Genomic DNA, 22,270 nt, shown 5'->3' with positions numbered 1-22,270 from the left:
TTGTATTTTTTGGGATGCCCGCCCGACAATCTGGGGCAGACATCCGTATTTTTTGCCGTGTTAGTGGCGGAAGTGGCGCATCCCGGTAAAGACCATGGCCAATCCTGCTTCATCCGCTGCGGCGATGACTTCTTCGTCGCGCATGGAACCACCGGGCTGAATGACGCATTTCCCGCCTGCGGCAGCGGCTTCCAACAAACCGTCAGCAAATGGGAAAAAGGCATCTGACGCCACCGCACTGCCTTTGGCGGGGCTTTCGTCCAAGCCAAGTTCTTCGGCCATGCGGCCAGCTTTGGCGGCGGCAACGTTTGCACTGTCCAGACGGCTCATCTGTCCGGCGCCAACACCGACGGTCGCGCCATCTTTGACATAGACAATCGCGTTGGATTTAACGTGTTTCGCCACTTTCCACGCAAACAATAGATCGGCCATTTCTTGCTCAGTTGGGGCCTTCTTGGTCACAACCTTCAGGTCCTCGACATCGACAGATCCGACATCTTTGTCCTGAACCAAAAGACCGCCCGCAACTTGTTTGTACGCCATAATCGGCGTGCGCGGATTAGGCAGTGCGTCCGTCAGCAACAAACGCAGGTTCTTTTTGGAAGCAAAAATTTCCTTGGCTTCGTCTGACGCACCAGGTGCAATTACAACTTCTGTGAAAATCTCGACGATCTTTTTTGCTGTGTCCGCCTCAAGCGGCTGGTTCAGGGCAACGATACCACCAAACGCCGACGTGCGGTCGCAATCAAAGGCCTTTTGATAGGCCTCGGTCAATGTCGCTCCAACCGCAACGCCACACGGGTTGGCGTGTTTGATAATCGCACAGGCTGGCCCGTTGGCCGGATCAAATTCCGCCACCAGCTCATAGGCAGCGTCTGTGTCGTTGATATTATTATAGCTCAGCTCTTTACCCTGAAGCTGGACCGCTGTGGCCACGCCGGGGCGGTTCGATCCGTCAGTATAAAACGCAGCTTTCTGATGGCTGTTTTCACCATAACGCAAGGTCTGCTTCAACTCGCCAGCGACGGCCCGACGTTTGGGCGCAACCAGATCAAGTTGGCTTGCCATCCAGTTAGACACGGCGGCATCATACGCGGCGGTACGCGCATAAGCCTTTTGCGAAAGCTTGCGGCGGAATTTCGGACAGGTGGCCCCGTCGTGCTGTTCCATGTCACCCAAGAGCTTATCGTAATCTTCGACATCAACGATCACGTTCACAAAGGCCGCGTTCTTGGCCGCAGCACGGATCATTGCCGGACCGCCAATATCGATGTTTTCGATACATGTGTCATAGTCGGCACCCGCAGCCACCGTGGCTTCGAACGGGTACAGGTTTACGACCAAAAGATCGATGCCGCCAATGCCGTGCTCATCCATGGCCGCAACGTGGTCGGCATTGTCGCGCAACGCCAAAAGGCCGCCATGCACATTGGGATGCAGTGTTTTTACACGACCATCCATCATTTCAGGGAAACCTGTGATGTCAGCCACATCTTTGACCGCGAGACCTGCGTCCCGCATGGCTTTGGCGCTGCCACCAGTTGAGAGCAATTCAACGCCACGCGCAGATAGCGCGGTGGCCAGCTCGATCAAGCCAGTTTTGTCAGAAACAGAGATAAGGGCGCGGCGGACGGGGTGCAGGTCGGTCATGGGTACAATGGTTCCCTAAGGGTTCAAGGTGTCAGATCCAGGTCATCGCGGTTCAGGTCTCGGATCGCCATCGCAGAATCCTGCGCTTTGGCCAAAGACCACCGGATGCGGGTCGCATACTCCATTGCGGCCCCAGATAGAACGATCTGTTTTGTCGCGCGCGGCTTTAATCGGTTTTTTTTCCAGAAAAACACTGGGTTCAAGGCCCAATTCTATGCTGCCATCGAACCGAAAGACCCAAAGCTCCCCGCTTTTGAGCGCCAGTGAGACCGCAGCCCCGCCCATATCTACGGCGGCGTCGACCTCGGGATGCAGGTGAAACCGAAGCCGGAACGGAATACCTTGCAAGCTTGTGGCATCCATTGCCTTGTCGAACGTGCGCTTGGCAGGCGCATCCAGCGCCACCAGCAAGTCTTCTCCGACCATACCGCGCCCGTCAAAGGTAAGCTCGAGCGTGCGCGCATGCGTCAGACCATGTGTTGCCACATATCCGTTGTGCCCACCCTGGAACCTTAAACCATCCGACGCCTGACTCATTTGTACAGGCACATCGGTGGGCGCATCGACCAACTGCTCCTGACGTCGACCGCCTTGTCCGGCCTCGCCCAAACGTGCGCTGGAATACCCATCAAGACATAATGTCGAATGACTTGGGGTGGCCCGCCCAGCCCGACGCCATTCCTCGCCGAAATTCGCCCCGGAGCCACAATTGACGATCATTGGGCGGCGACCACTGGTCAGCTCAAACGCCAAAGTAGAGGCGTGCCCGTTGATCGATGCCTCTTTGACAGGGGGGGGGCTTGCATCGGCAATCACGCTGGTGCGTCCCGCAGACAGTCGCGCATACCCCATCGAAAGCCCGTCAGCTTGGCGCAGCTTGTTTTGGCTTTCGGCCAGCGCATGATCAAGCCGCCCTTCAAGCCCGCGGCCGCCGCCATGAAACCGCGCCAATCCACCATCTGCATGGCGCAGCGTACGCAATGTCGGCGCAATGCGCTCAATGGCTCCAAGATGGGCCTCTGATGGGGCTTGCCCTGCTTCGGCCAAAGCCGCAGCCGTCCAAGTCAGCAACGTGAACACTTCGAGCAGCTCTTCGGGGTTGCGTGTCGGTATCCCCCCGTCAGGATCGACCTGAAGCTTGCATTCTTTGTCGAGCGCCTTGAGAGCTGGCGCAACGTATTGCGACATCCCCTCAAGGGCCAGACCCGCGTAAATCAATCCCGTCAGTGCTTCGAACCGTGGCAGACCTGCCCCAGCTTTATGCCAGCGTCGTGATAGGAAAATCGTCTGTTGCGCCAAGGAACGATAAAACGCTGCCGACTGAGCGCTTTCTTGCCCACGCAATAGAAATAGCGCGTGGTTGATCCATCGAATCAGCCGCCGCCCCGTGAGATCCGGCGTCCATCCAGGACCCCGCCCGGCACCATATTGCGAGATCCAGAGCCACACCCAATCTTGCGCTTTCTGACGTGCGGCAATGTCCCCGACCGACGCCAAATCGTCGAGCCATGCAAACCCATGAAGTTCGTTGGTAAAGCTGAGGTCGCGCGCACCCAAGGACCAAATTTGAGCATCAGAGCTGGTGATCAATCGCCCAGCAAACAGGAAATTTCCTGCGATCAGTTGTCGACCACGAGCAAAGCTGCCGATTGTGCGTGGTTCAGGCGTAGAGGTGAACGCAGTTGCAGGACGTGCCATCGCACTTAGGCGCGCATGCACAAGATGCATGAAACGCGTATACCGCGCCGAAAGTCCTTCGGGGTTGGTCATCACTCTACTGCCTCTACGCTCTGGTGGCGTTTTCCGGAATGATAAACCCAGCGTGATCCAAAGTCACCGATTGAATCGCGTGATCGTTGCAGATGACATCCGTCCGCGCGCAAACACCAGTGCCTCCCTGCTCGACATGGGGGACAGCGTCACGCCGTTAGGGCATTCACGAGAGGCTTCGATGCCTCGCGCGCACAGAGAAATTTGTCAGGATTTTCTGATACAGGCCATATAGAACCCGTCCATTCCGCCCTTGTCAGACCAATAGTCCGGTCGTAACCGCAAGCCGCCTTCTTCGGTGATCCATGCAGGGTCGACACCATCCAAAGCCACGGCCGCACGATCCACACTCAGCCCCTCGTGGCGCGCCAGCGCATCCTCAACCTGACACTCACCTTCATCCGGCAACAATGAGCACGTACAGAAAACCAAACGCCCCCCGGGTTTGAGCAAGCTAATCGCGTGATCCAGCATCGCGGCCTGAAGGTTTATCAAATCGCCAAAGTCGCTTCCGTCTTTGGCATGCGGCAGGTCAGGATGTCGCCGAATAGTCCCCGTCGCCGAACATGGCGCATCCAGCAAGATTGCATCCCACGCGCCGCCTTGCGCCATCGCGTCGCCCACGACAATTTCAGCCTTGAGGCCTGTGCGTTTGAGATTTTCGCGCACACGCGCCATGCGCGATTCCGAGTCATCCACTGCGGTGACAACGGCCCCCGCGGCGGCAAGCTGCATCGTTTTCCCACCCGGTGCCGCGCACAGGTCCAGAACCTGTTCGCCGGATTGGGGGTTTAGGACATGCACCGGCATCGACGCCGCTGCGTCTTGCACCCACCAGCTTCCGCGCTTGAAACCCGGAAGACCGGACACTTGGCCCGCCTCTTGCAGTCGTACCGTGCCCGTAGGCAGCATCTCGCCGCCCAAAGAGCGATGAAGCGCGCCACGATCCCCTTTGGCCATCAAATCAAGTGGGGCACCCGCAAAATGTGCGGCTTCCATCGCCTGAACACCTTCTGCACCGTACGCCGCCACCAAGGGGCTGCGCAGCCATTTCGGTAGATGCGGTACACGCAATGCAGCCCACATTTCCGGCCCGGTATCCGCAACTTTGCGCAACACGGCGTTCACAAGCCCCTTCATGGCGGCTGTCCGTCGGTTTTTGCCAACAATCTCTACCGCAGCATTGACCACCCCATGGGCAGCCCCGCCCTGACACAATTCATATGTGGCGATGCGCAAAATATTTTGCACGGTCAAAGGCGGGCTTTTCGCCAAGTGTTTTTTCAGGATGCGGTCTGCGCGTTCCAGCCCGCGCAGGGTTTCTGTGGCCAAGCGCTGTGCACGCGCCCGATCTTCTGGCACAAGCCTATCCAGCGCGCCGCCACCGATCAATTCCGACATAAGGCGCCCTTCGCCCAACACCTGATCCAACAGGTAAACCGCGCTACGACGGGCCTGAACACCGGTCTGAGACATGAGGACGCTCCTTCAATCACTTGTCCATAGAAGACGGGCGCGTATATCAAGGGCTAACGGCAAAAGGAACCCACCGTATGACCGATGAGACCCAAGAGACCCCAAAGGCATTGCCCGCAGCAGCCCAGCGCGCCCTCGCCGAAGCCGAAGAACGCCGTAAGGCGGCCAAATCCCTTGATCTTCAAACCGAACTTGGGGGGCGAGATGGCCCCGAACCTGTGCGGTATGGCGATTGGGAAAAAAAGGGAATCGCGATCGACTTTTGATAGGGCCACACGACTATGATCATCGAACTTCGAAAATATCGGCTCAAGCCCGGGCGGCGTGAAGACTTTATTCGATATTTCGAAGACACAAATCGACGCGTCTTGCGCGACGCGGGCATGCGTGTTTTCGGACCACTACGCGATCTGGACGATCCCGATGTCGTACACTGGAGCCGCGCGTTTGACAGCTTGGCGCATCGCGACGCCGTCAAAGACGCCTTTTACGATGGCCCCGTCTGGGCCGAAATCGAGCCAATTGTCATGCCGATGATTGAAACCTTTGAAGCCTCGGTGGTCGAGACCACCCAAGGGTTCGAAGGTTTCGACGGCTCTGTCATGTTGTGATCGACTAGAGACCCAGCACATCGAGCATATCGTATTCACCCGGTTTTTGGCTTTGACCCCAAAGCGCAGCCTTGAGCGCCCCTCTGGCGAAAACGCTTCGGTCGCTGGCGACATGTCGCAGGATAATCCGTTCGCCAGCCGTGGCAAACATCACGTCATGTTCCCCGACGATGTCGCCGCCGCGCACAGCCACGAAGCCGATGTCGCCTTTCTGACGCGCACCTGTAATGCCATCGCGCCCGCGATCAGACACATCCGCCAATGCAACACCACGCCCTTCTGCAGCCGCCTCACCTAACATCAGCGCCGTGCCACTTGGGGCGTCCACTTTTTGGTTGTGATGTGATTCAATGATTTCAATATCGTAATCATCGTCCAAAGCTGCCGCGACTTTTTTGGTCAGTTGGGTCAACAGATTGACCCCCAACGACATATTGCCCGCGCGCACAATCACGGCATGTCGGCCACATGGCTCTAGCTTGGCAATATCTTCGTCGCTCATGCCTGTGGTACCGATCACATGCACAGCGCGCGCCTGTGCCGCGAGTTTCGCAAATTGCAATGTTGCGGCAGGTGCTGTGAAATCGATAACGGCCTGTGCTTTGGCAAACGCCTCAAGCGGCTCGTCTGTGACCACCACACCAAGCGCGGCACCGCCCATCGCTTGGCCGATATCCTGACCGACCCAGGGGTGCCCGGCTCTTTCAACGGCTCCGACCAAACGCGCCTTGTCGCTTTGTACAACAGTTTGGATCAGCATCTGCCCCATCCGGCCTGATGCTCCGGTAATTACAATTCCGGGAAGCTCTGTCATCGTCTCGTACCTTTCAACGGTCCCTGTGCCGCCAAAGGATCCCCCTCAGCGCAGGCGCAGGCCACAATTCATCTGTTGTCACCGTTTAGCGAAACCGCGACCGCTTGGCAAAGCCTCTTGAAAGGCCTAAGTGAAGCACATGGCAAAGAACAGATACACAGAAGATACCGGTCCCTCGCAACGACAGCTGCGTGTCGGGGAATTGATCCGTCGCACCCTCTCCGAGGTTCTGATGCGGGGGGATGTTCATGATCCCGACCTAAATCGCATGTCCATTACCGTCGGCGAGGTCCGCACCACACCCGATCTGCGCATTGCGACAGTTTATGTGCTGCCGCTTGGCGGCAAGGGCAAAGACGAGGTGCTTAAGCTATTGGCCCGCAACAAAGGCGAATTGCGCACGATCATTGGTCGCAAGGCCCAACTCAAATACGCGCCTGATTTGCGGTTCCAGCTGGACATGACCTTTGACCAAATGGACGCAACCAGAGATATGTTGGCGCAAGCGAGTGTGCGGCAGGATTTGGAGCGCGACGACGAATGATGCGTACAGCCGCGATTTGTGTTGCCGTCTGGAGCGCGCTTGTCGTGCTCGTGACGCCTGCAGCCGAAGCGGTGAGTTGCGAGATGCTGACGTTTGAAGGCGGAGACTATTCAGTGTGCTCCGTCGATCTGCGCCAAGACGACCTGAGAATCTTTTTGCGAGATGAAACCGGAATGCCCCTCGGCAGCTTTGGGAACGTCGCGCGCACCCTGCCAGACGGTCACGTGCTGGCATTTGGGGTGAACGGTGGCATGTATCATGCCGATCGGCGCCCCGTTGGTCTGTTTATTGAGGACGGCCAGCAGGAAATGCGCCTGCTCACCAATGCCAGTCCGGGGAATTTCGGGCTTTTGCCCAATGGTGTGTTCTGTATTCGGGCAGGCCGTGCAGATGTCATCGAAACCCTGCGCTTTGCAGACACGCAACCAGATTGCCAGTATGCGACGCAATCTGGTCCAATGCTTGTCATAGACGACAAATTGCATCCGCGTTTTCTAAAAGACGGCACCTCACGTCTGATCCGAAATGGCGTCGGCACCACGCCAGATGGGAAAACCGCCATTTTTGCCATGTCCAATCAAGGCGTGAACTTCCACACATTCGCACGGTTGTTTCGCGATAAACTGAGCACCCCCAACGCGCTCTATCTAGATGGCCGTATTTCACGGCTGTATGCCCCCATGATCGGCCGTGCTGACGCGGGTTTGCCCATGGGGCCAATTATTGGCGTGGTCAAAACGCCTTAGGACGAGACTCGTCGAAACAACGACGATCTGCCAGATCACAAATTGACAGCACGCCGCCCTTCGGGTACCCCGCCGCCCTTATCAAAAGAACGGATCAGATCATGGCACGCAAACGCAAGGGACGCGATATTTCGGGATGGCTCGTGGTCGACAAGCCGGCTGGCATCACGTCAACCTCGGTGGTCAACAAAGTCCGCTGGGCCATGGACGCCAAAAAGGCGGGGCATGCGGGAACCCTTGATCCGGATGCCACAGGCGTTCTTGCGATTGCGCTTGGCGAAGCCACCAAAACCGTCCCATACATCACGGACGCCCTCAAATCTTACCGCTTCACCGTAAGGCTGGGCCAAGCCACCAACACAGATGATCTTGAGGGTGAAGTGATCGCGCGCTCGGATCTGCGCCCAAGCGACGACGAAATCAAAACCTGTCTTGGCCAGTTTGTTGGCGACATCATGCAAGTCCCTCCAAAGTTTTCAGCGATCAAAGTCGACGGGCAACGCGCATACAAGCTTGCACGGGATGGCGAAGACGTCGAACTTGCGGCCCGCCCCCTGTGGGTCGAAGAGCTTGTGATGATAGATCGTGAAGATTCAGACCACGTATTGCTTGAAATGATCTGTGGCAAAGGTGGATATGTCCGATCTATTGCCCGCGATCTTGGTGAAAAACTCGGATGTTTTGGCCATGTCAGAGAGTTGCGCCGCGTTTGGTCCGGCCCGTTTGAGGCCGCAAACGGGTTGAGCCTTGACCAAATCAACGAGATGGCAAAGACACCTGATCTTGATGCTTACCTGCAACCCCTTGAAATAGGTCTGAGTGAGCTTCCCGAGGTCAAATGTGCCGCCGACGGCGCAACACGTTTGCGCAATGGCAACCCCGGTTTGGTGATCGCCCATGACGTGACCTATGGCGATGAATGCTGGGCGTCACAAGACGGCAAAGCTGTGGCCGTCGGTGTATTCAAAGCGGGTGAGCTGCACCCCAGTCGCGTGTTTGTGCCATCCCAAGACGCCGAATGATCACGCGATCCCACCAAAGTGACACCGCCACGTCGACCGCGCAATACTCGCCGTGCGAGACATATCGCTATGCGCTGACACGCACGTGGGATCCGCAGGGCCGCAAGCTGGCCTATATTATGCTCAACCCGTCAAAAGCCACAGAAATGCACAATGATCCGACCGTAGAGCGCTGCGAGCGACGCGCACGTGCGTTGGGGTTTGGTGCGTTTCGTGTGGTGAATTTGTTTGCCTTGCGCGAAACTGATCCACATAAATTGCGGAAGCACTCCACACCCGAAGGCCCGGAAAACACCGCCGCAATACAGGACGCCTGTGCATGGGCGGATCAGATTTTGGCAGGCTGGGGTGTGCACGGCACACATCTAGATCGAGGCAAAGAGATGCAGACAATTCTGACAGACAGCGGGCGTGAAATTCATTGTCTGGGCTTGACCAAGCACGGCCATCCGCGCCACCCTTTGTATATTGCATATGCCCAGCGCCCTGAACTGTGGCTTGCCCAAAAATAAATTTTGAAAGCTATCACAATGCCCCAACAAGATGACACCAAACTGATTTCGGCTATTGAGCACCTTACCGCAGAATTGACCGCTACGCGCGCCGCCAAAAACAGTATTTTGCGCAGCTTTGGATCATCTGTGCTGCGCGGTGTGGCCTTTGCATTTGGGGCCCTGCTGGCGATTGGGATACTGGGCGCCCTCGTCGCTTGGTGGATTTCATCTTTCAACCTGTTTCCGGTGATTGGTGGCTGGATTTCAAACCTGTTGCTGTCGATCGAAATACCAGAGAAATTTTTGGCCCTGCGCGAGATGCGCGGCAACTAGACCTGCGTTAACCAACGATTCAACAAACGATTTACGACTCGGCGCACGATATGCCCAAATAGGATGGGGTATTGTGGAGTTTAGGATATGTTATTTCTTGCAGGGCTGTTCAGCCTCATGGCCGCTGGGGCGGTTTCGGCATTGGACTTTGACTTTGGCAACAACGATGATTCCGACGACACCCAGACCCTAGAAGAAGAAACGGCCCAGACGGATGCAAGCGCTGATACCAGCGGTTTGATCCAAATGCTTGGGGACGCCGAGACATCCCAAGATCAGATTGTCTCAGGCACAGAGACGCAGGATCAAATATCGGGCGGAAGCGGCAACGACCAACTGAACGGATATGACGGGGACGACACCCTGATTGGGGGCGACGGAAACGATGACCTGTGGGGAAGCGACGGCGACGATTCTGTTTCCGGCGGGACCGGCAACGATACTCTGCACGGGCACGAAGGCGACGACACCCTAGAAGGCGACGACGGGGACGACACGCTATTTGGTCACTTTGGCGGCGACCTTTTGGATGGTGGGGCTGGAGATGACAGCCTCGTGGGCGGGTTTGGAAATGATGTCTTGCTGGGTGACGACGGGGATGATGCACTGCATGGAGGCGCCGAAGACGACACGCTTGTCGGCGGAGAGGGTCAAGATACCTTGTTCGGGGGGAATGGTCAGGATTTGCTGAGTGGCATTGAACAGACTGACGCCACGCTGGATTTCCTCAACGGCGGGGATGGTGATGACACAATCGACATTGGCCGCGGCGATTACGCATCTGGTGGCGATGGGGCAGACAGCTTTGTTTTGGGGGATTGGGATTCGTTACAAGATGACGAGATCGCTATTGTCACCGACTATGATGCCTCAGAGGACAATCTCGTGCTGCTTTACGAAGACCTCGGCGGCGCGGACCCAGATGTCGAAGTTACGCCGGACCAAGAAAACCCAGCCAATTCGGCCATTTTTGTGAATGGCGTTCAGGTTGCGACTGTGCAGGGTATTTCTGAGCTTGTTGCTTCTGACATCACGCTACTCCCTCAAGGAAGCCCAGCAAGCGCCGAACTGCTGCACATCTAACCCCTGACCGTCGACAACTTTCGCGGACCGCCCAAGCCCCCTTGTCTATTCTGCGAAATTCACCTATACGCCCGCATCCGGACTTGGAACATGAAGTCAGGACTTTCTCCACGGACCCTGCTGGACGACATCCCGGCTTGTGCCCTTAACCCTTTAATACAGGAGATCCCGATGTCGATCACAGCCGAAGACAAAGCCCGCGTCATGAAAGAATTCGCAACCACAGAAGGCGACACAGGTTCGCCCGAAGTACAGGTTGCTATCCTCAGCTCGCGCATCGCGACATTGACCGAGCACTTTAAGACCCACAAAAAAGACAACCACGGTCGCCGTGGCCTTTTGAAGATGGTTGCGCAGCGTCGTAAGCTTTTGGACTATACCAAAACAAAAGACGAAGCTCGCTATCAGGACCTGATCAAACGCCTCGGCCTGCGCCGCTAAGCGAAGATCATTCCGACAGAGTTTTGGCCGCGACCCTTTGGGGTGGCGGCCTTTTTTGTGGCCCGTTTTGTGGCCTGCGACACATCAAAAGGTTATTCCGCCGATCGAATGATATTGCTGACGGCCTTACCGATCGCAGCGCTCGCCTTGACCGATGGGTGAATCATATCCGCGCCGTGATACGATCTGTCCCCATATGGCACGAGATCAGCCAAGGACAAAAAATAGACCCCATCAAGAATATTCGCCAACTTGTCGATGCGGGTTTCCAATTCATTGCCCTCATCACGGCATTCATCGATGATGGACCCGACGCCAGGGCTGCGCAGATACCCGACATAGACCACATTGATATCGGCCTTATGCAATGTATCGACCAATCGTGGAATTTCGCCTTTGCGGCCATCTGGAGAAATCAAGCGGTTCATTTTTTTGTCACAGGCGACACACCCGCATCCCAGCCAAAGATCATTACCGCCACCATTCAATACCACCCAGTCCCAATCGCCTTTTTTGTATTGATTGGCGATCTTCAGACCCATAGCGCCAGACAGAGGCAGTTTGTAAATAATCCGCGCGCCACCGACGGAGCGGTTGACCACTGGCTCGCCCAACTCACGCCCAATGACATGCGCAATAGATCGTTGTGACATGCCATGCCACGCCATCAAGCTATCGCCCATGGCCAGAATACGCGGCGCCGCTGGCCCGCCTTCAGCCAACAACGACTGTGGACCACACAACAAAAATGCGACCAGACCCAACACGCGCAACATCATTTCGTTCAAACCCTCGGCTCATAAAATCCGTAAACTGCTCTGAATTGGATTTGTTCCCGTTTCACAACCAGAAGGCAATAACTAATGGCGCGGGCCGACAAGCGTCAGTTGGCCTCATAAATACTAGTTTCCAAAAGGCGCGTTTTCATGTATGGCGCGACCATCTGAGACGCAGTGCCTTGACCCCGGCGCTCGAGAGAAAGATGTAAGGGGGTCGGCGGCAATGTGGCCGCCATTCAAAACGGGAGACTCGGGAGCGCCCGGGGATACTCCCAGCTAGGATACGCTATATGTTTAACGTAACGACAAAATCTATGCAGTGGGGCGAAGAGACCCTCACGCTGGAAACGGGCAAGGTTGCCCGTCAGGCCGATGGCTCGGTTATCGCCACTTTGGGCGAAACTTCGGTCATGGCCAACGTGACTTTCGCAAAGTCACCCAAGCCCGGACAGGATTTCTTTCCTCTGACCGTGCATTACCAAGAAAAATACTATGCAGCCGGTAAAGTCCCCGGTGGTTTCTTTAAGCGTGAGGCCCGCCCCACAGAAAAAGAAACTCTGACTGCGCGTTTGATCGACCGTCCGATCCGCCCACTGTTTGTACCAGGCTTCAAAAACGAAGTTCTGGTCATGTGCACCGTACTGAGCCACGATTTGGTGAATGACCCCGACATGGTTGCGATGATCGCAGCCTCTGCGGCTCTGACCATTTCTGGCGCACCTTTCATGGGCCCAATCGCTGCTTGCCGCGTTGGCTTTACCGAAGGTGAATATGTACTCAACCCAACAGTTGATGACATGCACGTCCTGCGCAACAACCCTGATCAACGCCTTGATCTGGTTGTAGCTGGCACCAAAGACGCCGTGATGATGGTTGAATCAGAAGCATATGAACTCAGCGAAGCTGAAATGCTTGGTGCGGTGAAATTTGCCCACGATTCGATCCAGCCCGTGATCGACCTGATCATTGATCTGGCTGAAGATGCTGCAAAAGAGCCGTTCGACTTCCAACCACCAGAATATTCCGATCTGTTTGATGCGGTAAAAGCTGCTGGCGAAGAGCAAATGCGTGCCGCTTTCGCGTTGACCGACAAGCAAGAGCGCACATCAGCTGTTTCTGCAGCACGTGATGCGATCAAAGCAGCATTGACCGAAGAACAGCTGGACGATGCCAATCTTGGCTCTGCCATGAAAAAGCTCGAAGCCAGCATTCTGCGTGGCGACGTTGTGAAAACTGGCAAGCGTATCGACGGTCGCGGCACATCTGACATTCGTGACATCGTATGCCAGACTGGCATGCTGCCACGGACACACGGGTCGTCATTGTTCACACGCGGCGAAACCCAAGGTCTGGTTGTGACCACATTGGGCACAGGCGACGACGAGCAAATGATCGACGCGTTGACTGGCACGTACCGTTCGAACTTCTTGCTGCATTATAACTTCCCTCCCTATTCGGTTGGCGAAGTTGGCCGCGTTAGCGGACCAGGACGTCGTGAAATTGGTCACGGTAAACTGGCATGGCGCGCGCTGCAGGCTGTGTTGCCTGCTGCAACAGACTTCCCGTACACTGTACGTGTTGTATCTGAGATCACTGAATCTAACGGTTCGTCTTCGATGGCGTCGGTTTGTGGTGGCTCACTGTCCATGATGGATGCGGGTGTTCCGCTGAAATCAGCCGTGGCAGGTGTTGCGATGGGTCTGATTCTGGAAGACGATGGATCCTATGCGATCTTGTCCGACATTCTGGGTGACGAAGACCACCTTGGCGACATGGACTTTAAAGTTGCGGGTACTGAAAACGGTATCACCAGCTTGCAGATGGACATCAAGGTTGCAGGCATCACGCAGGAAATCATGGAAAAAGCTTTGGCTCAAGCCAAAGACGGCCGCATGCACATCCTGGGCGAGATGAACAAAGCGCTGACCGGCGCTGCGGAATTCTCGGTACATGCTCCACGCATCGAAACCATGCAAATCCCAACCGACAAGATCCGTGAAGTGATCGGTTCTGGCGGCAAAGTCATCCGCGAGATCGTCGAAGTTTCGGGCGCCAAAGTTGACATCAACGACGAGGGCATCATCAAGATCGCATCCTCTGTCGGTGAAGCCATCCAAAAGGCCTATGACATGATCCACTCGATCGTGGCAGAACCCGAAGTTGGTCAGGTCTATAACGGTAAAGTTGTCAAAATCGTCGACTTCGGCGCGTTTGTGAACTTCTTCGGCAAGCGCGACGGCCTTGTGCACGTCTCGCAAATCGAAAACCGCCGCCTGAACCATCCTTCAGATGTTCTCAAGGAAGGCCAAGATGTCAAAGTGAAATTGCTTGGGTTTGATGACCGCGGCAAAGTTCGCCTGTCGATGAAAATCGTAGATCAGGAAACTGGTGAAGACATCGTACCGGAAGCAAAAGAAAAGAACGACGGCTAAGCCATCTGTCCTTTTAATGCTCAAGATTTGGAAAGCCCCGATTATCATGATCGGGGCTTTTTCTTTGCCCCCACTCCAACGGCGCTTTACACAGGGGCATACCCCAGCAAAAGGCGCCTCACCTCATGTACTCTTTGATCATCCACATGGCGACAAGCACCGAGCGCCGCGCAAACGTCGACCGCTTGCTGGACGATCTGCCAGATGCCCGCGTCATCGACGCCATTGATGGGCGCACTCCGGAAATTCAAGCCACGATAGCAACCCGCAATGGCGACATGTTCGCGCCCGCGTATCCATTTTCCCCGCTGCTAGGAGGAGAGATCGGCTGTTTTCTGAGCCACCGGGCAAGTTGGCAGGCCATCGTGGATAACAACTGGCCCGCCGCGTTGATCGCCGAAGACGATCTTGAAATCGCGCCAGACGCCCTTGCGCCGCTGCTTGCATTGCTGGGGCGACATACGGATCCTGATGTTTTCATTCGCATACCGCCAAAAGACCGTGAACCTCTGACCATGGTTGACGATCAAGAGGGTGATCTTAAACTGTTCACGCCAGCGCTCATCGGCCTGCAAACCACATTTCAGCTTGTCGGATTAGAGACTGCCAAACGCTTGCTTGCCGCGACTGAAGTTTTGGACCGCCCCGTCGACACACTTTTGCAAATGCACTGGATCACAGGACAAAAGATTCAGACGATTCTTCCGAACGGTTGCACAGAAAAAACGTTTCCCGGTTCGGGATCAACGGTCCAATCCAAGACGACCGGGGTTTTCCACAAAATTTCGCGTGAAGTTGCACGCGCGCGATATCGTGGCGCGCTTAAGCGGCACCCGCAAACGTAAAAGGGCGAGACCCAAGCCCCGCCCTTCCGCCTATTGCACATATTCCCGCTACCGTGGTGGCAAGCAGCCTAGTCAGGGTTCTTGGCGAACCGCAGGTAAGACAGCTTTTTGTCCAACGCGCCGTATTTTTCTTCTGCGGCAGCGTCATCCAGGGCAAGCGCCACGATCACATCTTGTCCGGTTTCCCAGTTCGCCGGTGTTGCCAGCGGCTGGCCGAATGTGCGTTGCAAGCCATCCAGCGCACGCAGAACTTCAGCAAAGTTGCGCCCCACGGACATCGGATACGTCATCGACAATTGAAGCTTTTTGTCAGGGCTGATGATGAACACAGACCGCACTGTGGCACTGTCGGCTGGTGTCCGACCGTCCGGCATGTATGCATCTGCTGGCAGCATATCAAAAGCCTTGGAGACCGCGAGGTCCTGATCCGCAATAATCGGGAAGCCCGCCTCGGTCCCGGCAAAGCTCTCGATGTCTTTTTTCCAGCCCTTGTGCTCTTCAACGCCATCGACCGATACGCCGATCACTTTTGTGCCGCGAGCGGCCCATTCGTCGGCAAGCTGTGCGACTGCACCAAATTCTGTGGTGCAAACGGGCGTAAAGTCCTTGGGGTGCGAAAACAGAATGGCCCAGCTGTCTCCGATCCAGTCATGAAACGAAATTGTGCCTTGATCTGTGTCGGCAGTGAAATTTGGAACGATGTCATTGATGCGCAGGCCCATCTAAAACTTCCTCTGAATGATTTGCGTTTGTACTCTAAAAATAGATAGGCACTCGTTCGGTATTGTATAGGCGCTATGCGGCATTTTTTGAATTTCCTGGGCGGAATAATTGGGAATTCAGGCTGAAGCGTCCACCGAATACCTAATTTGATCAAATTTATTGTGACGCTACGGAACTTGGCCTTGCCGGACAAGAACACGCCTGACAAAGTGTGCGCAAATTCAAGGAGAAATCACATGATCGAGAAACGCCAGTTCTATATTGATGGTCAATGGGTGAATCCAGCGGCACCAAATGATATGGATGTCATTGACCCGTCGACAGAAGACACATGCGCCGTCATTTCGCTTGGCGATCAAGCCGACACCGATGCCGCAGTGGCCGCGGCCAAGGCTGCTTTTCCATCATGGGCGGCAACGCCATTGGAAGAGCGCGTTGCCCTGATCAAGCGTCTGGGTGATATCTATACCGAACGTCGCGAAGAAATGGCCGAGGCCATGCGCATCGAAATGGGTGCGCCGATTGATTTGGCGCGCGCCAATCAATGGGGTGCAGGTAGCTGGCACATCGCAGGTTTTCTGGAAGCCCTAGAAGGCTTCGAATTCGAGAGAGCCTATGGCGGCGTAGACCGCATTCGTATGGAACCCATCGGCGTCTGTGCATTGATCACGCCATGGAACTGGCCGATGAATCAAGTTGCTCTCAAAGCCATTCCAGCCATGGCAGTGGGATGTACGATGATCCTGAAACCATCAGAGATTTCACCGCTGTCCAGCGTATTGTTCGCCGAAATGGTCGATCAAGCCGGATTTCCAAAAGGCGTGTTCAACATGGTAAATGGCGACGGCGTTGGCGTCGGCACACAGCTGTCGTCACACCCTGATGTGGACATGGTCAGCTTTACGGGGTCAACACGCGCCGGCATCGCCATTTCCAAAGCGGCCGCCGATACGCTGAAACGCGTCAGTCTTGAGTTGGGGGGCAAAGGGGCCAACATCATCTTTGCAGATGCCGACGAAAAAGCTGTGAAGCGGGGCGTGATCCACTGCATGCAGAACACAGGCCAATCCTGTAATGCCCCAACACGTATGTTGGTCGAGCGCTCGCGCTATGACCAAGCCGTTGAAGAGGCCAAAGCAGCCGCCGACGCCACCAAGGTCGGTCAGTCGGCCGAGTCTGGTCGCCACATTGGCCCCGTCGTGTCCGAGCTTCAGTTCAACAAGATTCAAGGGTTGATTGAAATCGGCATCAAAGAAGGCGCAACGCTTCTTTCTGGTGGGCTTGGACGTCCAGAGGGTATGAACAAAGGGTACTTTGTACGCCCAACCGTCTTTGCCGATGTCACGCCAGACATGACCATCTACCGCGAAGAAATTTTCGGTCCGGTGCTGTCCATCATCCCATTCGATTCGGAAGACGAAGCCATCGCGATGGCAAACGATACCGTCTATGGCCTGACCAACTACATTCAGACCCAAGACGACGACAAACGTCTACGTGTGGCACGTTCCGTACGGTCGGGCATGGTTGAAACCAACGGCGTCAGCCGCCAGCAAGGGTCGCCCTTCGGTGGCTTCAAGCAATCGGGCAATGGTCGCGAGGGTGGCCTGTGGGGGCTGGAAGAGTTCTGCGAAGTCAAAGCGATCTCTGGCGTCCCAATGGCCTAAGGCCCACGCCAGCAAACGTGGAAACGCCGGGATATTTTCCCGGCGTTTTTATTTAGGCCCCAAGCTCTTTCAGATGCCATTCTTCCCAAATAAAGGGATAGCACCACACGCAATGGTGCGTTTGTGCCAAAGCCTTGCGAATGTCGTCGCGACGCGTGCGATCTCCTTCGCTAAACTTGTGAAACTGAACGGTCAGGCGGTCAAATTTCGCAATCAGACCAGCATCAATGAGCGCTGGCAAAAGGTCGTATTCACCACCTTCGATGTTCATCTTGGCCGCTGCAATTTGACCAAGCGTGAGCTCCTCAAAAACCGAGACAACATCGCGCACATACCCCGTGGCGGTGGGGCCATCCGTCACAAACGCAGAAGACGCATTTTCATCATCTGACAAAATCAACTCTGCGTTGGTGCTGCCAATCGCAAAGTCATGTGAAATCACATCGGTGCGATCCGCAAATCGCTCTTTGATCATGGAGGCAAATCGTGGATGCGGTTCAAAGGTATGCACCGTGACAGCATAGCGCGCGGTCATGGTTTCAGCCCAATCGCCTACGTAGCCCCCAATATCCAACACCGTTTGGCCAGGCAGCAATCCGGTATACCCAGAAGGTGTTCCGCGCCCGTGCGCACGGCGAAATGCTTTGTAATCGGACCGAAACGCCCGATACGCAGGATCCGTCAGAATCCGCCACATTTTGCTTACTTCACTTTTCAGGCTCATACTGCCCCCGTTTTCCGCCTCGCCTTCCTAGCAAGGTCTCTGATAGTAATGACGTGTTTAAGCGAAAAGGAAACGGGCGTAAAATGATCTTCGCAAGACTATTTGGCGGCTTGGGCAATCAGATGTTCCAATACGCGGCAGGCAAGGCATTGGCGGATCGTCTGGGCGTCGATCTGGCGCTTGATTTTCGCACGATTGACCACCGTGGCACGCGGCGGTTGACGCATGTGTTTGATCTGGACATTCAGGACGCTGCAAAACTGCCGCCGGCAAAGCACGAAAACGCCGTCCGCTATGCACTTTGGCGCAGCATTGGAAAATCTCCAAAGTTTCGGCGCGAGACCGGTCTGGGCTATAATCCTGGCTTTGAGACTTGGGGCGACGACAGCTACCTGCATGGATATTGGCAGTCAGAGGCCTATTTCACCTCTATTTCCGACCACATCCGACATGCGTTTGTACCTACGCCCACCGTGTCACAGGCAAACGTGGCCATCGCCAATCAGATCGCCGCACGCACGTCCATTTCTCTGCATGTCCGACGTGGCGACTATCTGGCGCTTGGTGCCCACGGCGTTTGTTCCGAAGCCTATTACAACGCGGCGCTTGACGAGATTGTAAAAAGATTGGACACACCTGCCAGCGTCTTTGTGTTTTCGGATGATCCGCAATGGGCCCATGATAATTTGCCCCTGCCGTATGAGAAAATCGTCGTGGATATCAACGGGCCCGAGACAGACTATGACGACATGAGATTGATGAGCAAATGCCAACATAACGTCATCGCAAACAGCTCGTTTTCGTGGTGGGGCGCATGGTTGAACAGCAACCCGTCAAAAATTGTAACAGCCCCCACCAACTGGTTTGCCGCAGGCGGAATGGAAAATCCCGATATCTTACCAGATAGCTGGCTTGCCGTGAGCGCCCAAAGCTAGAAATTGGCTTTGGCGCGAAACGTCATACCATGACCGTTTTCCGGATGACCAATCCGCAGCTCTTCTGCATGCAGCATCATCCGGTCAAAATCTGCATCCGCTCCCGTGGCATACAATGGGTCCCCCAAAATTGGGTGCCCCAACGCCAGCATATGCACCCGCAACTGATGGGTTCGACCGGTTTTCGGAGACAACCGCACACGGCTTTCACCATCTTTTTTCTTTAGGACACGCCAATCGGTGACCGCCGATTTTCCGGTGTCACGACATACCATTTGGCGTGGCCGGTTGGGCCAATCCACGATTAACGGCAAATCCACGGTACCCGTCTTTTCTTCGAAATTTCCGGCAACACGCGCTACGTACGTTTTTTTCGTGGTGCGCTTTTCAAATTGCATCGACAGATTACGCTGCGCATGTGGGGTAAGGCCGAACACCATCACACCGGATGTATCCCGATCCAGCCGGTGCACCAAAAGCGCCGTCGGAAACCCAATCAAGAGTCTCTCGAGCAGGCAATCCTTGAGGTGGTCACCACGCCCCGGAACCGAAAGCAATCCCTCAGGCTTGTTGACGACCACGATCTCGTGGTCCTCATGCAAGATATCAAGAGGACCATCGGGGGGCGTGTACTCGGATGAAACGGTCATGTGCGTTCCAGAGGATATGTTGGCAGCCCCCCAAGCAATAGCTTGCTGGCTAGCCGCATTTTGAATGGCCACAGCTCGCGCATGTCATACAGCCTTCAACCATCCGCATATCGAATTGGCCGCAGCTCGGGCAAGCCTTACCTCTGGGAGCTTCTCCCACAGCCATCGCTTCGGCTTTTGGGTCTGTCTTAAGCCCCATGCCCTCGCCTTCGATAAAATCGATAGAAATAAGATGGCGTTCAATCACGCCCCCAATCGCTGCAAGGATGGACGGGATGTATTTGCCCTGCATCCATGCACCACCGCGTGGATCAAACACCGCTTTCAACTCTTCTACCACAAAAGATACGTCGCCCCCGCGACGGAACACCGCCGAGATCATACGCGTCAAAGCCAATGTCCACGCGTAATGCTCCATATTTTTTGAGTTGATAAACACTTCGAACGGACGGCGGTGGCCATTGATCACCACATCATTCACCGTCAGGTAAATCGCATGTTCGCTGTCTGGCCACTTAAGCTTGTAAGTGGCCCCCTCGAGGGATTGAGGCCGCTCAAGCGGTTCAGACATATAGATGACCTCGCCACTATCTGACACATGATCTGCGGGGTCCTCTCCCGGTGCATTTTCTGCTGCTTCGGAAACAGTCAATACGGACCCAGTGACATCATTCGGACGATACGTGGTGCATCCTTTGCACCCTGTATCCCATGCTTGCATATAAACATCTTTGAAGGCGTCGAAATCAATGTCTTCCGGACAGTTGATCGTCTTGGAAATCGAGCTGTCGATCCATTTTTGCGCAGCAGCCTGCATACGCACATGCGCCGCTGGTTCAAGCGTTTGAGCATTCACAAAATAATCCGGCAACGCAGTGTCGCCAAACTTGTCCCGCCAAAGCTGTACCGCGTAATCAACGACTTCTTCTTCGGTGCGGCTGCCATCTTTTTGCAGAACTTTGCGCGTATAGGCGTAAGCAAAAACAGGCTCGATCCCGCTGCTGACGTTGCCAGCATACAGTGAAATTGTCCCTGTGGGGGCGATGGATGTCAGCAGGGCATTACGAATCCCATGCTCGGAGATTGCCGCTTTCACATCGTCGTCCATGTGCTGGACCAGTCCGCCATTCACATACGCGTCTTTGTCCATCAAAGGGAACGCGCCCTTTTCTTTCGCCAAATCAACCGATGCCAGATACGCGGCGCGGGCGATGGCTTTCAGCCAATGTTCAGTTTGACGCGCCGCCTCTTCGGTTCCGTACTTCTGTCCAACCATCAACAAGGCATCTGCCAAACCGGTCACACCCAGCCCGATCCGGCGTTTGGCTTGAGCTTCGCGGGCCTGTGCCTCAAGCGGGAAGTTGGACGCATCCACGACATTGTCCATCATGCGCACAGCAGTGGCGACGAGATCAGCCAACGCCTCTTCGTTCAACGCAGCCGCATCTCCAAACGGATCACTCACCATCCGCGCAAGATTGATCGATCCAAGCAGGCACGCGCCATACGGAGGCAGCGGTTGCTCGCCACATGGGTTCGTCGCCGCAATGGTCTCGCAATAGCTCAGGTTATTGGCCTGATTGATCCGATCAATAAAGATTACGCCAGGCTCTGCATGGTCATACGTGTTTTGCATGATCTTGTTCCAAAGATCGCGCGCCTCAACAGTATGATAGACTTTGCCCCCGAACTTTAGCTCCCACGATCCGTTCGCCTTGACCGCTTCCATAAAGTCATCCGTGACAAGCACAGACATGTTGAACATCCGCAGCCGCGCGGGATCGCCTTTGGCCGTGATAAATTGTTCGATGTCCGGGTGGTCACACCGCATCGTCGCCATCATCGCGCCGCGACGCGATCCGGCTGACATGATCGTACGGCACATCGCATCCCACACATCCATAAAGGACAGCGGTCCAGATGCATCAGCCGCAACCCCCATCACATCCGCCCCTTTGGGACGAATGGTCGAGAAATCATAGCCAATTCCGCCGCCTTGCTGCATCGTCAACGCGGCCTCTTTTAACATGTCAAAGATGCCTGCCATGCTGTCCGGCACCGTGCCCATAACAAAGCAGTTAAACAGTGTCACAGAACGCGCTGTACCGGCCCCCGCTGTGATGCGGCCCGCTGGCAGAAATTTGAAATCTTCCAGAGCTTCGTAAAACTTGTCTTCCCAAAGCTCGGGTTTGGCTTCTACTTTCGCAAGGTCCTGTGCGATCCGTCTCCAGCTGTCCTCGACCGTCAGATCAATCGGTTGTCCTCCCGCCTCTTTAAAGCGGTATTTCATATCCCAGATCTGTTCGGCGATGGGGGCAGCAAAGCGAGTCATATGGCGAATCCTGTTTGGTCTTTTGGCAGAAGATTGGCGACTTCGATACAACACGAACAAAGAACTTAACAACTTCGAAAACGTGTCACGGGTCGATTTTTCTGAAATTGAGACCGAATGATACCACAACACCTTGTCGATACCAAAGAGAAGGCTACAATATACAGCTCGACAACTTGAGGCGACGCTATGAGGACGC

General features: G+C 55.3%; 21 protein-coding genes and 1 pseudogene. 13 read left to right on the top strand and 9 right to left on the bottom strand.

Annotated features, from left to right (window positions below):
- Window positions 1–60 precede the first annotated feature (60 nt).
- From purH to FAP39_RS03205, 3 genes and pseudogenes are all read right to left on the bottom strand, one after another.
- Complete coding sequence (gene purH / locus FAP39_RS03215; protein ID WP_138014935.1) at window positions 61–1,650, bottom strand: bifunctional phosphoribosylaminoimidazolecarboxamide formyltransferase/IMP cyclohydrolase; 1,590 nt, start codon at window positions 1,648–1,650, stop codon at window positions 61–63.
- A 23-nt stretch (window positions 1,651–1,673) separates the two neighbouring features.
- Window positions 1,674–3,420, bottom strand: a pseudogene (locus FAP39_RS03210) (heparinase II/III family protein).
- Between the two features lie 207 nt (window positions 3,421–3,627).
- Window positions 3,628–4,896 (bottom strand): RsmB/NOP family class I SAM-dependent RNA methyltransferase, encoded by a 1,269-nt coding sequence (locus FAP39_RS03205; RefSeq protein ID WP_138014934.1) that lies wholly within the window; start codon window positions 4,894–4,896, stop codon window positions 3,628–3,630.
- A 77-nt stretch (window positions 4,897–4,973) separates the two neighbouring features.
- Between FAP39_RS03205 and FAP39_RS03200 the strand changes: the two genes are divergently transcribed.
- Together FAP39_RS03200 and FAP39_RS03195 are read left to right on the top strand one after the other, a co-directional pair.
- Window positions 4,974–5,162 carry a DUF1674 domain-containing protein gene (locus FAP39_RS03200; protein ID WP_138014933.1) on the top strand — a complete coding sequence of 63 codons (189 nt, stop codon included), beginning with the start codon at window positions 4,974–4,976 and terminating at the stop codon, window positions 5,160–5,162.
- Window positions 5,163–5,177: 15 nt separating this feature from the next.
- Window positions 5,178–5,507, top strand: coding sequence for an NIPSNAP family protein (locus FAP39_RS03195; protein ID WP_138014932.1), 330 nt, complete (start codon window positions 5,178–5,180; stop codon window positions 5,505–5,507).
- 4 nt (window positions 5,508–5,511) lie between these two features.
- On the opposite strand, the gene dapB is transcribed toward FAP39_RS03195, so the two are convergent.
- Window positions 5,512–6,321: a 4-hydroxy-tetrahydrodipicolinate reductase gene (dapB, locus tag FAP39_RS03190; protein WP_138014931.1), complete on the bottom strand. Its 810-nt coding sequence runs from the start codon at window positions 6,319–6,321 to the stop codon at window positions 5,512–5,514.
- A 139-nt stretch (window positions 6,322–6,460) separates the two neighbouring features.
- On the opposite strand from dapB, the gene rbfA reads away from it, so the two are divergent.
- The 7 genes from rbfA (at window position 6,461) to rpsO (ending at window position 10,984) form a co-directional block, all read left to right on the top strand.
- The gene (gene rbfA / locus FAP39_RS03185) at window positions 6,461–6,865 is read left to right on the top strand and encodes a 30S ribosome-binding factor RbfA (RefSeq protein ID WP_138014930.1); all 405 of its coding nucleotides are present in this window, start codon (window positions 6,461–6,463) and stop codon (window positions 6,863–6,865) included.
- Window positions 6,865–7,611 (top strand): phosphodiester glycosidase family protein, encoded by a 747-nt coding sequence (locus FAP39_RS03180; protein WP_425471391.1) that lies wholly within the window; start codon window positions 6,865–6,867, stop codon window positions 7,609–7,611. Before rbfA ends, FAP39_RS03180 begins: the two co-directional genes overlap by 1 nt.
- Before the next feature lie 101 nt (window positions 7,612–7,712).
- The gene (gene truB, locus FAP39_RS03175; RefSeq protein WP_138014928.1) at window positions 7,713–8,633 is read left to right on the top strand and encodes a tRNA pseudouridine(55) synthase TruB; all 921 of its coding nucleotides are present in this window, start codon (window positions 7,713–7,715) and stop codon (window positions 8,631–8,633) included.
- Window positions 8,630–9,145 carry a DUF1643 domain-containing protein gene (locus FAP39_RS03170; protein WP_138014927.1) on the top strand — a complete coding sequence of 172 codons (516 nt, stop codon included), beginning with the start codon at window positions 8,630–8,632 and terminating at the stop codon, window positions 9,143–9,145. The genes truB and FAP39_RS03170 overlap by 4 nt, the downstream gene beginning before the upstream one ends.
- 18 nt (window positions 9,146–9,163) lie before the next feature.
- On the top strand, window positions 9,164–9,460 hold the full coding sequence (locus FAP39_RS03165) for a DUF5665 domain-containing protein (RefSeq protein ID WP_138014926.1): 297 nt from the start codon (window positions 9,164–9,166) through the stop codon (window positions 9,458–9,460).
- An 87-nt stretch (window positions 9,461–9,547) separates the two neighbouring features.
- The gene (locus tag FAP39_RS03160; protein WP_138014925.1) at window positions 9,548–10,543 is read left to right on the top strand and encodes a calcium-binding protein; all 996 of its coding nucleotides are present in this window, start codon (window positions 9,548–9,550) and stop codon (window positions 10,541–10,543) included.
- Window positions 10,544–10,714: 171 nt separating this feature from the next.
- On the top strand, window positions 10,715–10,984 hold the full coding sequence (rpsO, locus tag FAP39_RS03155) for a 30S ribosomal protein S15 (protein ID WP_138014924.1): 270 nt from the start codon (window positions 10,715–10,717) through the stop codon (window positions 10,982–10,984).
- A 92-nt stretch (window positions 10,985–11,076) separates the two neighbouring features.
- Here the strand turns inward: rpsO and FAP39_RS03150 are convergent, their stop codons facing one another.
- Window positions 11,077–11,763, bottom strand: coding sequence for an SGNH/GDSL hydrolase family protein (locus FAP39_RS03150; protein WP_138014994.1), 687 nt, complete (start codon window positions 11,761–11,763; stop codon window positions 11,077–11,079).
- Window positions 11,764–12,053: 290 nt separating this feature from the next.
- On the opposite strand from FAP39_RS03150, the gene pnp reads away from it, so the two are divergent.
- Window positions 12,054–14,195: a polyribonucleotide nucleotidyltransferase gene (pnp, locus tag FAP39_RS03145; RefSeq protein ID WP_138014923.1), complete on the top strand. Its 2,142-nt coding sequence runs from the start codon at window positions 12,054–12,056 to the stop codon at window positions 14,193–14,195.
- 125 nt (window positions 14,196–14,320) lie between these two features.
- Window positions 14,321–15,040: a glycosyltransferase family 25 protein gene (locus FAP39_RS03140; protein WP_138014922.1), complete on the top strand. Its 720-nt coding sequence runs from the start codon at window positions 14,321–14,323 to the stop codon at window positions 15,038–15,040.
- Window positions 15,041–15,108: 68 nt separating this feature from the next.
- On the opposite strand, the gene FAP39_RS03135 is transcribed toward FAP39_RS03140, so the two are convergent.
- Window positions 15,109–15,762 carry a peroxiredoxin gene (locus FAP39_RS03135; protein WP_138014921.1) on the bottom strand — a complete coding sequence of 218 codons (654 nt, stop codon included), beginning with the start codon at window positions 15,760–15,762 and terminating at the stop codon, window positions 15,109–15,111.
- 237 nt (window positions 15,763–15,999) lie between these two features.
- Between FAP39_RS03135 and FAP39_RS03130 the strand changes: the two genes are divergently transcribed.
- The gene (locus FAP39_RS03130) at window positions 16,000–17,430 is read left to right on the top strand and encodes an aldehyde dehydrogenase family protein (protein ID WP_138014920.1); all 1,431 of its coding nucleotides are present in this window, start codon (window positions 16,000–16,002) and stop codon (window positions 17,428–17,430) included.
- 52 nt (window positions 17,431–17,482) lie between these two features.
- Here FAP39_RS03130 and FAP39_RS03125 read toward each other — a convergent pair whose 3' ends face one another.
- Entirely contained in the window at window positions 17,483–18,154 is a 672-nt protein-coding gene (locus FAP39_RS03125) for an FkbM family methyltransferase (RefSeq protein ID WP_138014919.1), read from the bottom strand.
- A gap of 83 nt (window positions 18,155–18,237) precedes the next feature.
- Between FAP39_RS03125 and FAP39_RS03120 the strand changes: the two genes are divergently transcribed.
- Window positions 18,238–19,089, top strand: a complete 852-nt coding sequence (locus FAP39_RS03120) for an alpha-1,2-fucosyltransferase (RefSeq protein WP_138014918.1) — start codon at window positions 18,238–18,240, stop codon at window positions 19,087–19,089.
- On the opposite strand, the gene FAP39_RS03115 is transcribed toward FAP39_RS03120, so the two are convergent.
- Both FAP39_RS03115 and FAP39_RS03110 read right to left on the bottom strand, forming a co-directional pair.
- Window positions 19,086–19,739, bottom strand: a complete 654-nt coding sequence (locus tag FAP39_RS03115) for an RluA family pseudouridine synthase (protein WP_138014917.1) — start codon at window positions 19,737–19,739, stop codon at window positions 19,086–19,088. The two genes, FAP39_RS03120 and FAP39_RS03115, sit on opposite strands and share 4 nt — an antisense overlap.
- Before the next feature lie 49 nt (window positions 19,740–19,788).
- Window positions 19,789–22,071, bottom strand: coding sequence for an adenosylcobalamin-dependent ribonucleoside-diphosphate reductase (locus tag FAP39_RS03110; RefSeq protein ID WP_138014916.1), 2,283 nt, complete (start codon window positions 22,069–22,071; stop codon window positions 19,789–19,791).
- Window positions 22,072–22,270: the final 199 nt, after the last annotated feature.

Source organism: Shimia litoralis (assembly GCF_005518135.1).
Classification (GTDB): Bacteria; Pseudomonadota; Alphaproteobacteria; order Rhodobacterales; family Rhodobacteraceae; genus Shimia_E; species Shimia_E litoralis.
The sequence above is the reverse complement of the archived record's forward strand: the minus strand, read 5'-3'. Positions and strand labels throughout refer to the sequence as shown.

What these genes read in the sequence shown, in the direction of transcription:
- rbfA (WP_138014930.1), top strand. Translation starts at nt 6,461, where the DNA reads ATGGCAAAGAACAGATACACAGAAGATACCGGTCCCTCGCAACGACAG.
- FAP39_RS03195 (WP_138014932.1), top strand. Translation starts at nt 5,178, where the DNA reads ATGATCATCGAACTTCGAAAATATCGGCTCAAGCCCGGGCGGCGTGAA.
- purH (WP_138014935.1), bottom strand. Translation starts at nt 1,650, where the DNA reads ATGACCGACCTGCACCCCGTCCGCCGCGCCCTTATCTCTGTTTCTGAC.
- FAP39_RS03115 (WP_138014917.1), bottom strand. Translation starts at nt 19,739, where the DNA reads ATGACCGTTTCATCCGAGTACACGCCCCCCGATGGTCCTCTTGATATC.
- FAP39_RS03140 (WP_138014922.1), top strand. Translation starts at nt 14,321, where the DNA reads ATGTACTCTTTGATCATCCACATGGCGACAAGCACCGAGCGCCGCGCA.
- rpsO (WP_138014924.1), top strand. Translation starts at nt 10,715, where the DNA reads ATGTCGATCACAGCCGAAGACAAAGCCCGCGTCATGAAAGAATTCGCA.
- dapB (WP_138014931.1), bottom strand. Translation starts at nt 6,321, where the DNA reads ATGACAGAGCTTCCCGGAATTGTAATTACCGGAGCATCAGGCCGGATG.
- FAP39_RS03130 (WP_138014920.1), top strand. Translation starts at nt 16,000, where the DNA reads ATGATCGAGAAACGCCAGTTCTATATTGATGGTCAATGGGTGAATCCA.
- FAP39_RS03110 (WP_138014916.1), bottom strand. Translation starts at nt 22,071, where the DNA reads ATGACTCGCTTTGCTGCCCCCATCGCCGAACAGATCTGGGATATGAAA.
- FAP39_RS03120 (WP_138014918.1), top strand. Translation starts at nt 18,238, where the DNA reads ATGATCTTCGCAAGACTATTTGGCGGCTTGGGCAATCAGATGTTCCAA.
- pnp (WP_138014923.1), top strand. Translation starts at nt 12,054, where the DNA reads ATGTTTAACGTAACGACAAAATCTATGCAGTGGGGCGAAGAGACCCTC.
- FAP39_RS03170 (WP_138014927.1), top strand. Translation starts at nt 8,630, where the DNA reads ATGATCACGCGATCCCACCAAAGTGACACCGCCACGTCGACCGCGCAA.
- FAP39_RS03180 (WP_425471391.1), top strand. Translation starts at nt 6,865, where the DNA reads ATGCGTACAGCCGCGATTTGTGTTGCCGTCTGGAGCGCGCTTGTCGTG.
- FAP39_RS03165 (WP_138014926.1), top strand. Translation starts at nt 9,164, where the DNA reads ATGCCCCAACAAGATGACACCAAACTGATTTCGGCTATTGAGCACCTT.
- FAP39_RS03150 (WP_138014994.1), bottom strand. Translation starts at nt 11,763, where the DNA reads ATGATGTTGCGCGTGTTGGGTCTGGTCGCATTTTTGTTGTGTGGTCCA.
- FAP39_RS03160 (WP_138014925.1), top strand. Translation starts at nt 9,548, where the DNA reads ATGTTATTTCTTGCAGGGCTGTTCAGCCTCATGGCCGCTGGGGCGGTT.
- FAP39_RS03125 (WP_138014919.1), bottom strand. Translation starts at nt 18,154, where the DNA reads ATGAGCCTGAAAAGTGAAGTAAGCAAAATGTGGCGGATTCTGACGGAT.
- truB (WP_138014928.1), top strand. Translation starts at nt 7,713, where the DNA reads ATGGCACGCAAACGCAAGGGACGCGATATTTCGGGATGGCTCGTGGTC.
- FAP39_RS03135 (WP_138014921.1), bottom strand. Translation starts at nt 15,762, where the DNA reads ATGGGCCTGCGCATCAATGACATCGTTCCAAATTTCACTGCCGACACA.
- FAP39_RS03200 (WP_138014933.1), top strand. Translation starts at nt 4,974, where the DNA reads ATGACCGATGAGACCCAAGAGACCCCAAAGGCATTGCCCGCAGCAGCC.
- FAP39_RS03205 (WP_138014934.1), bottom strand. Translation starts at nt 4,896, where the DNA reads ATGTCTCAGACCGGTGTTCAGGCCCGTCGTAGCGCGGTTTACCTGTTG.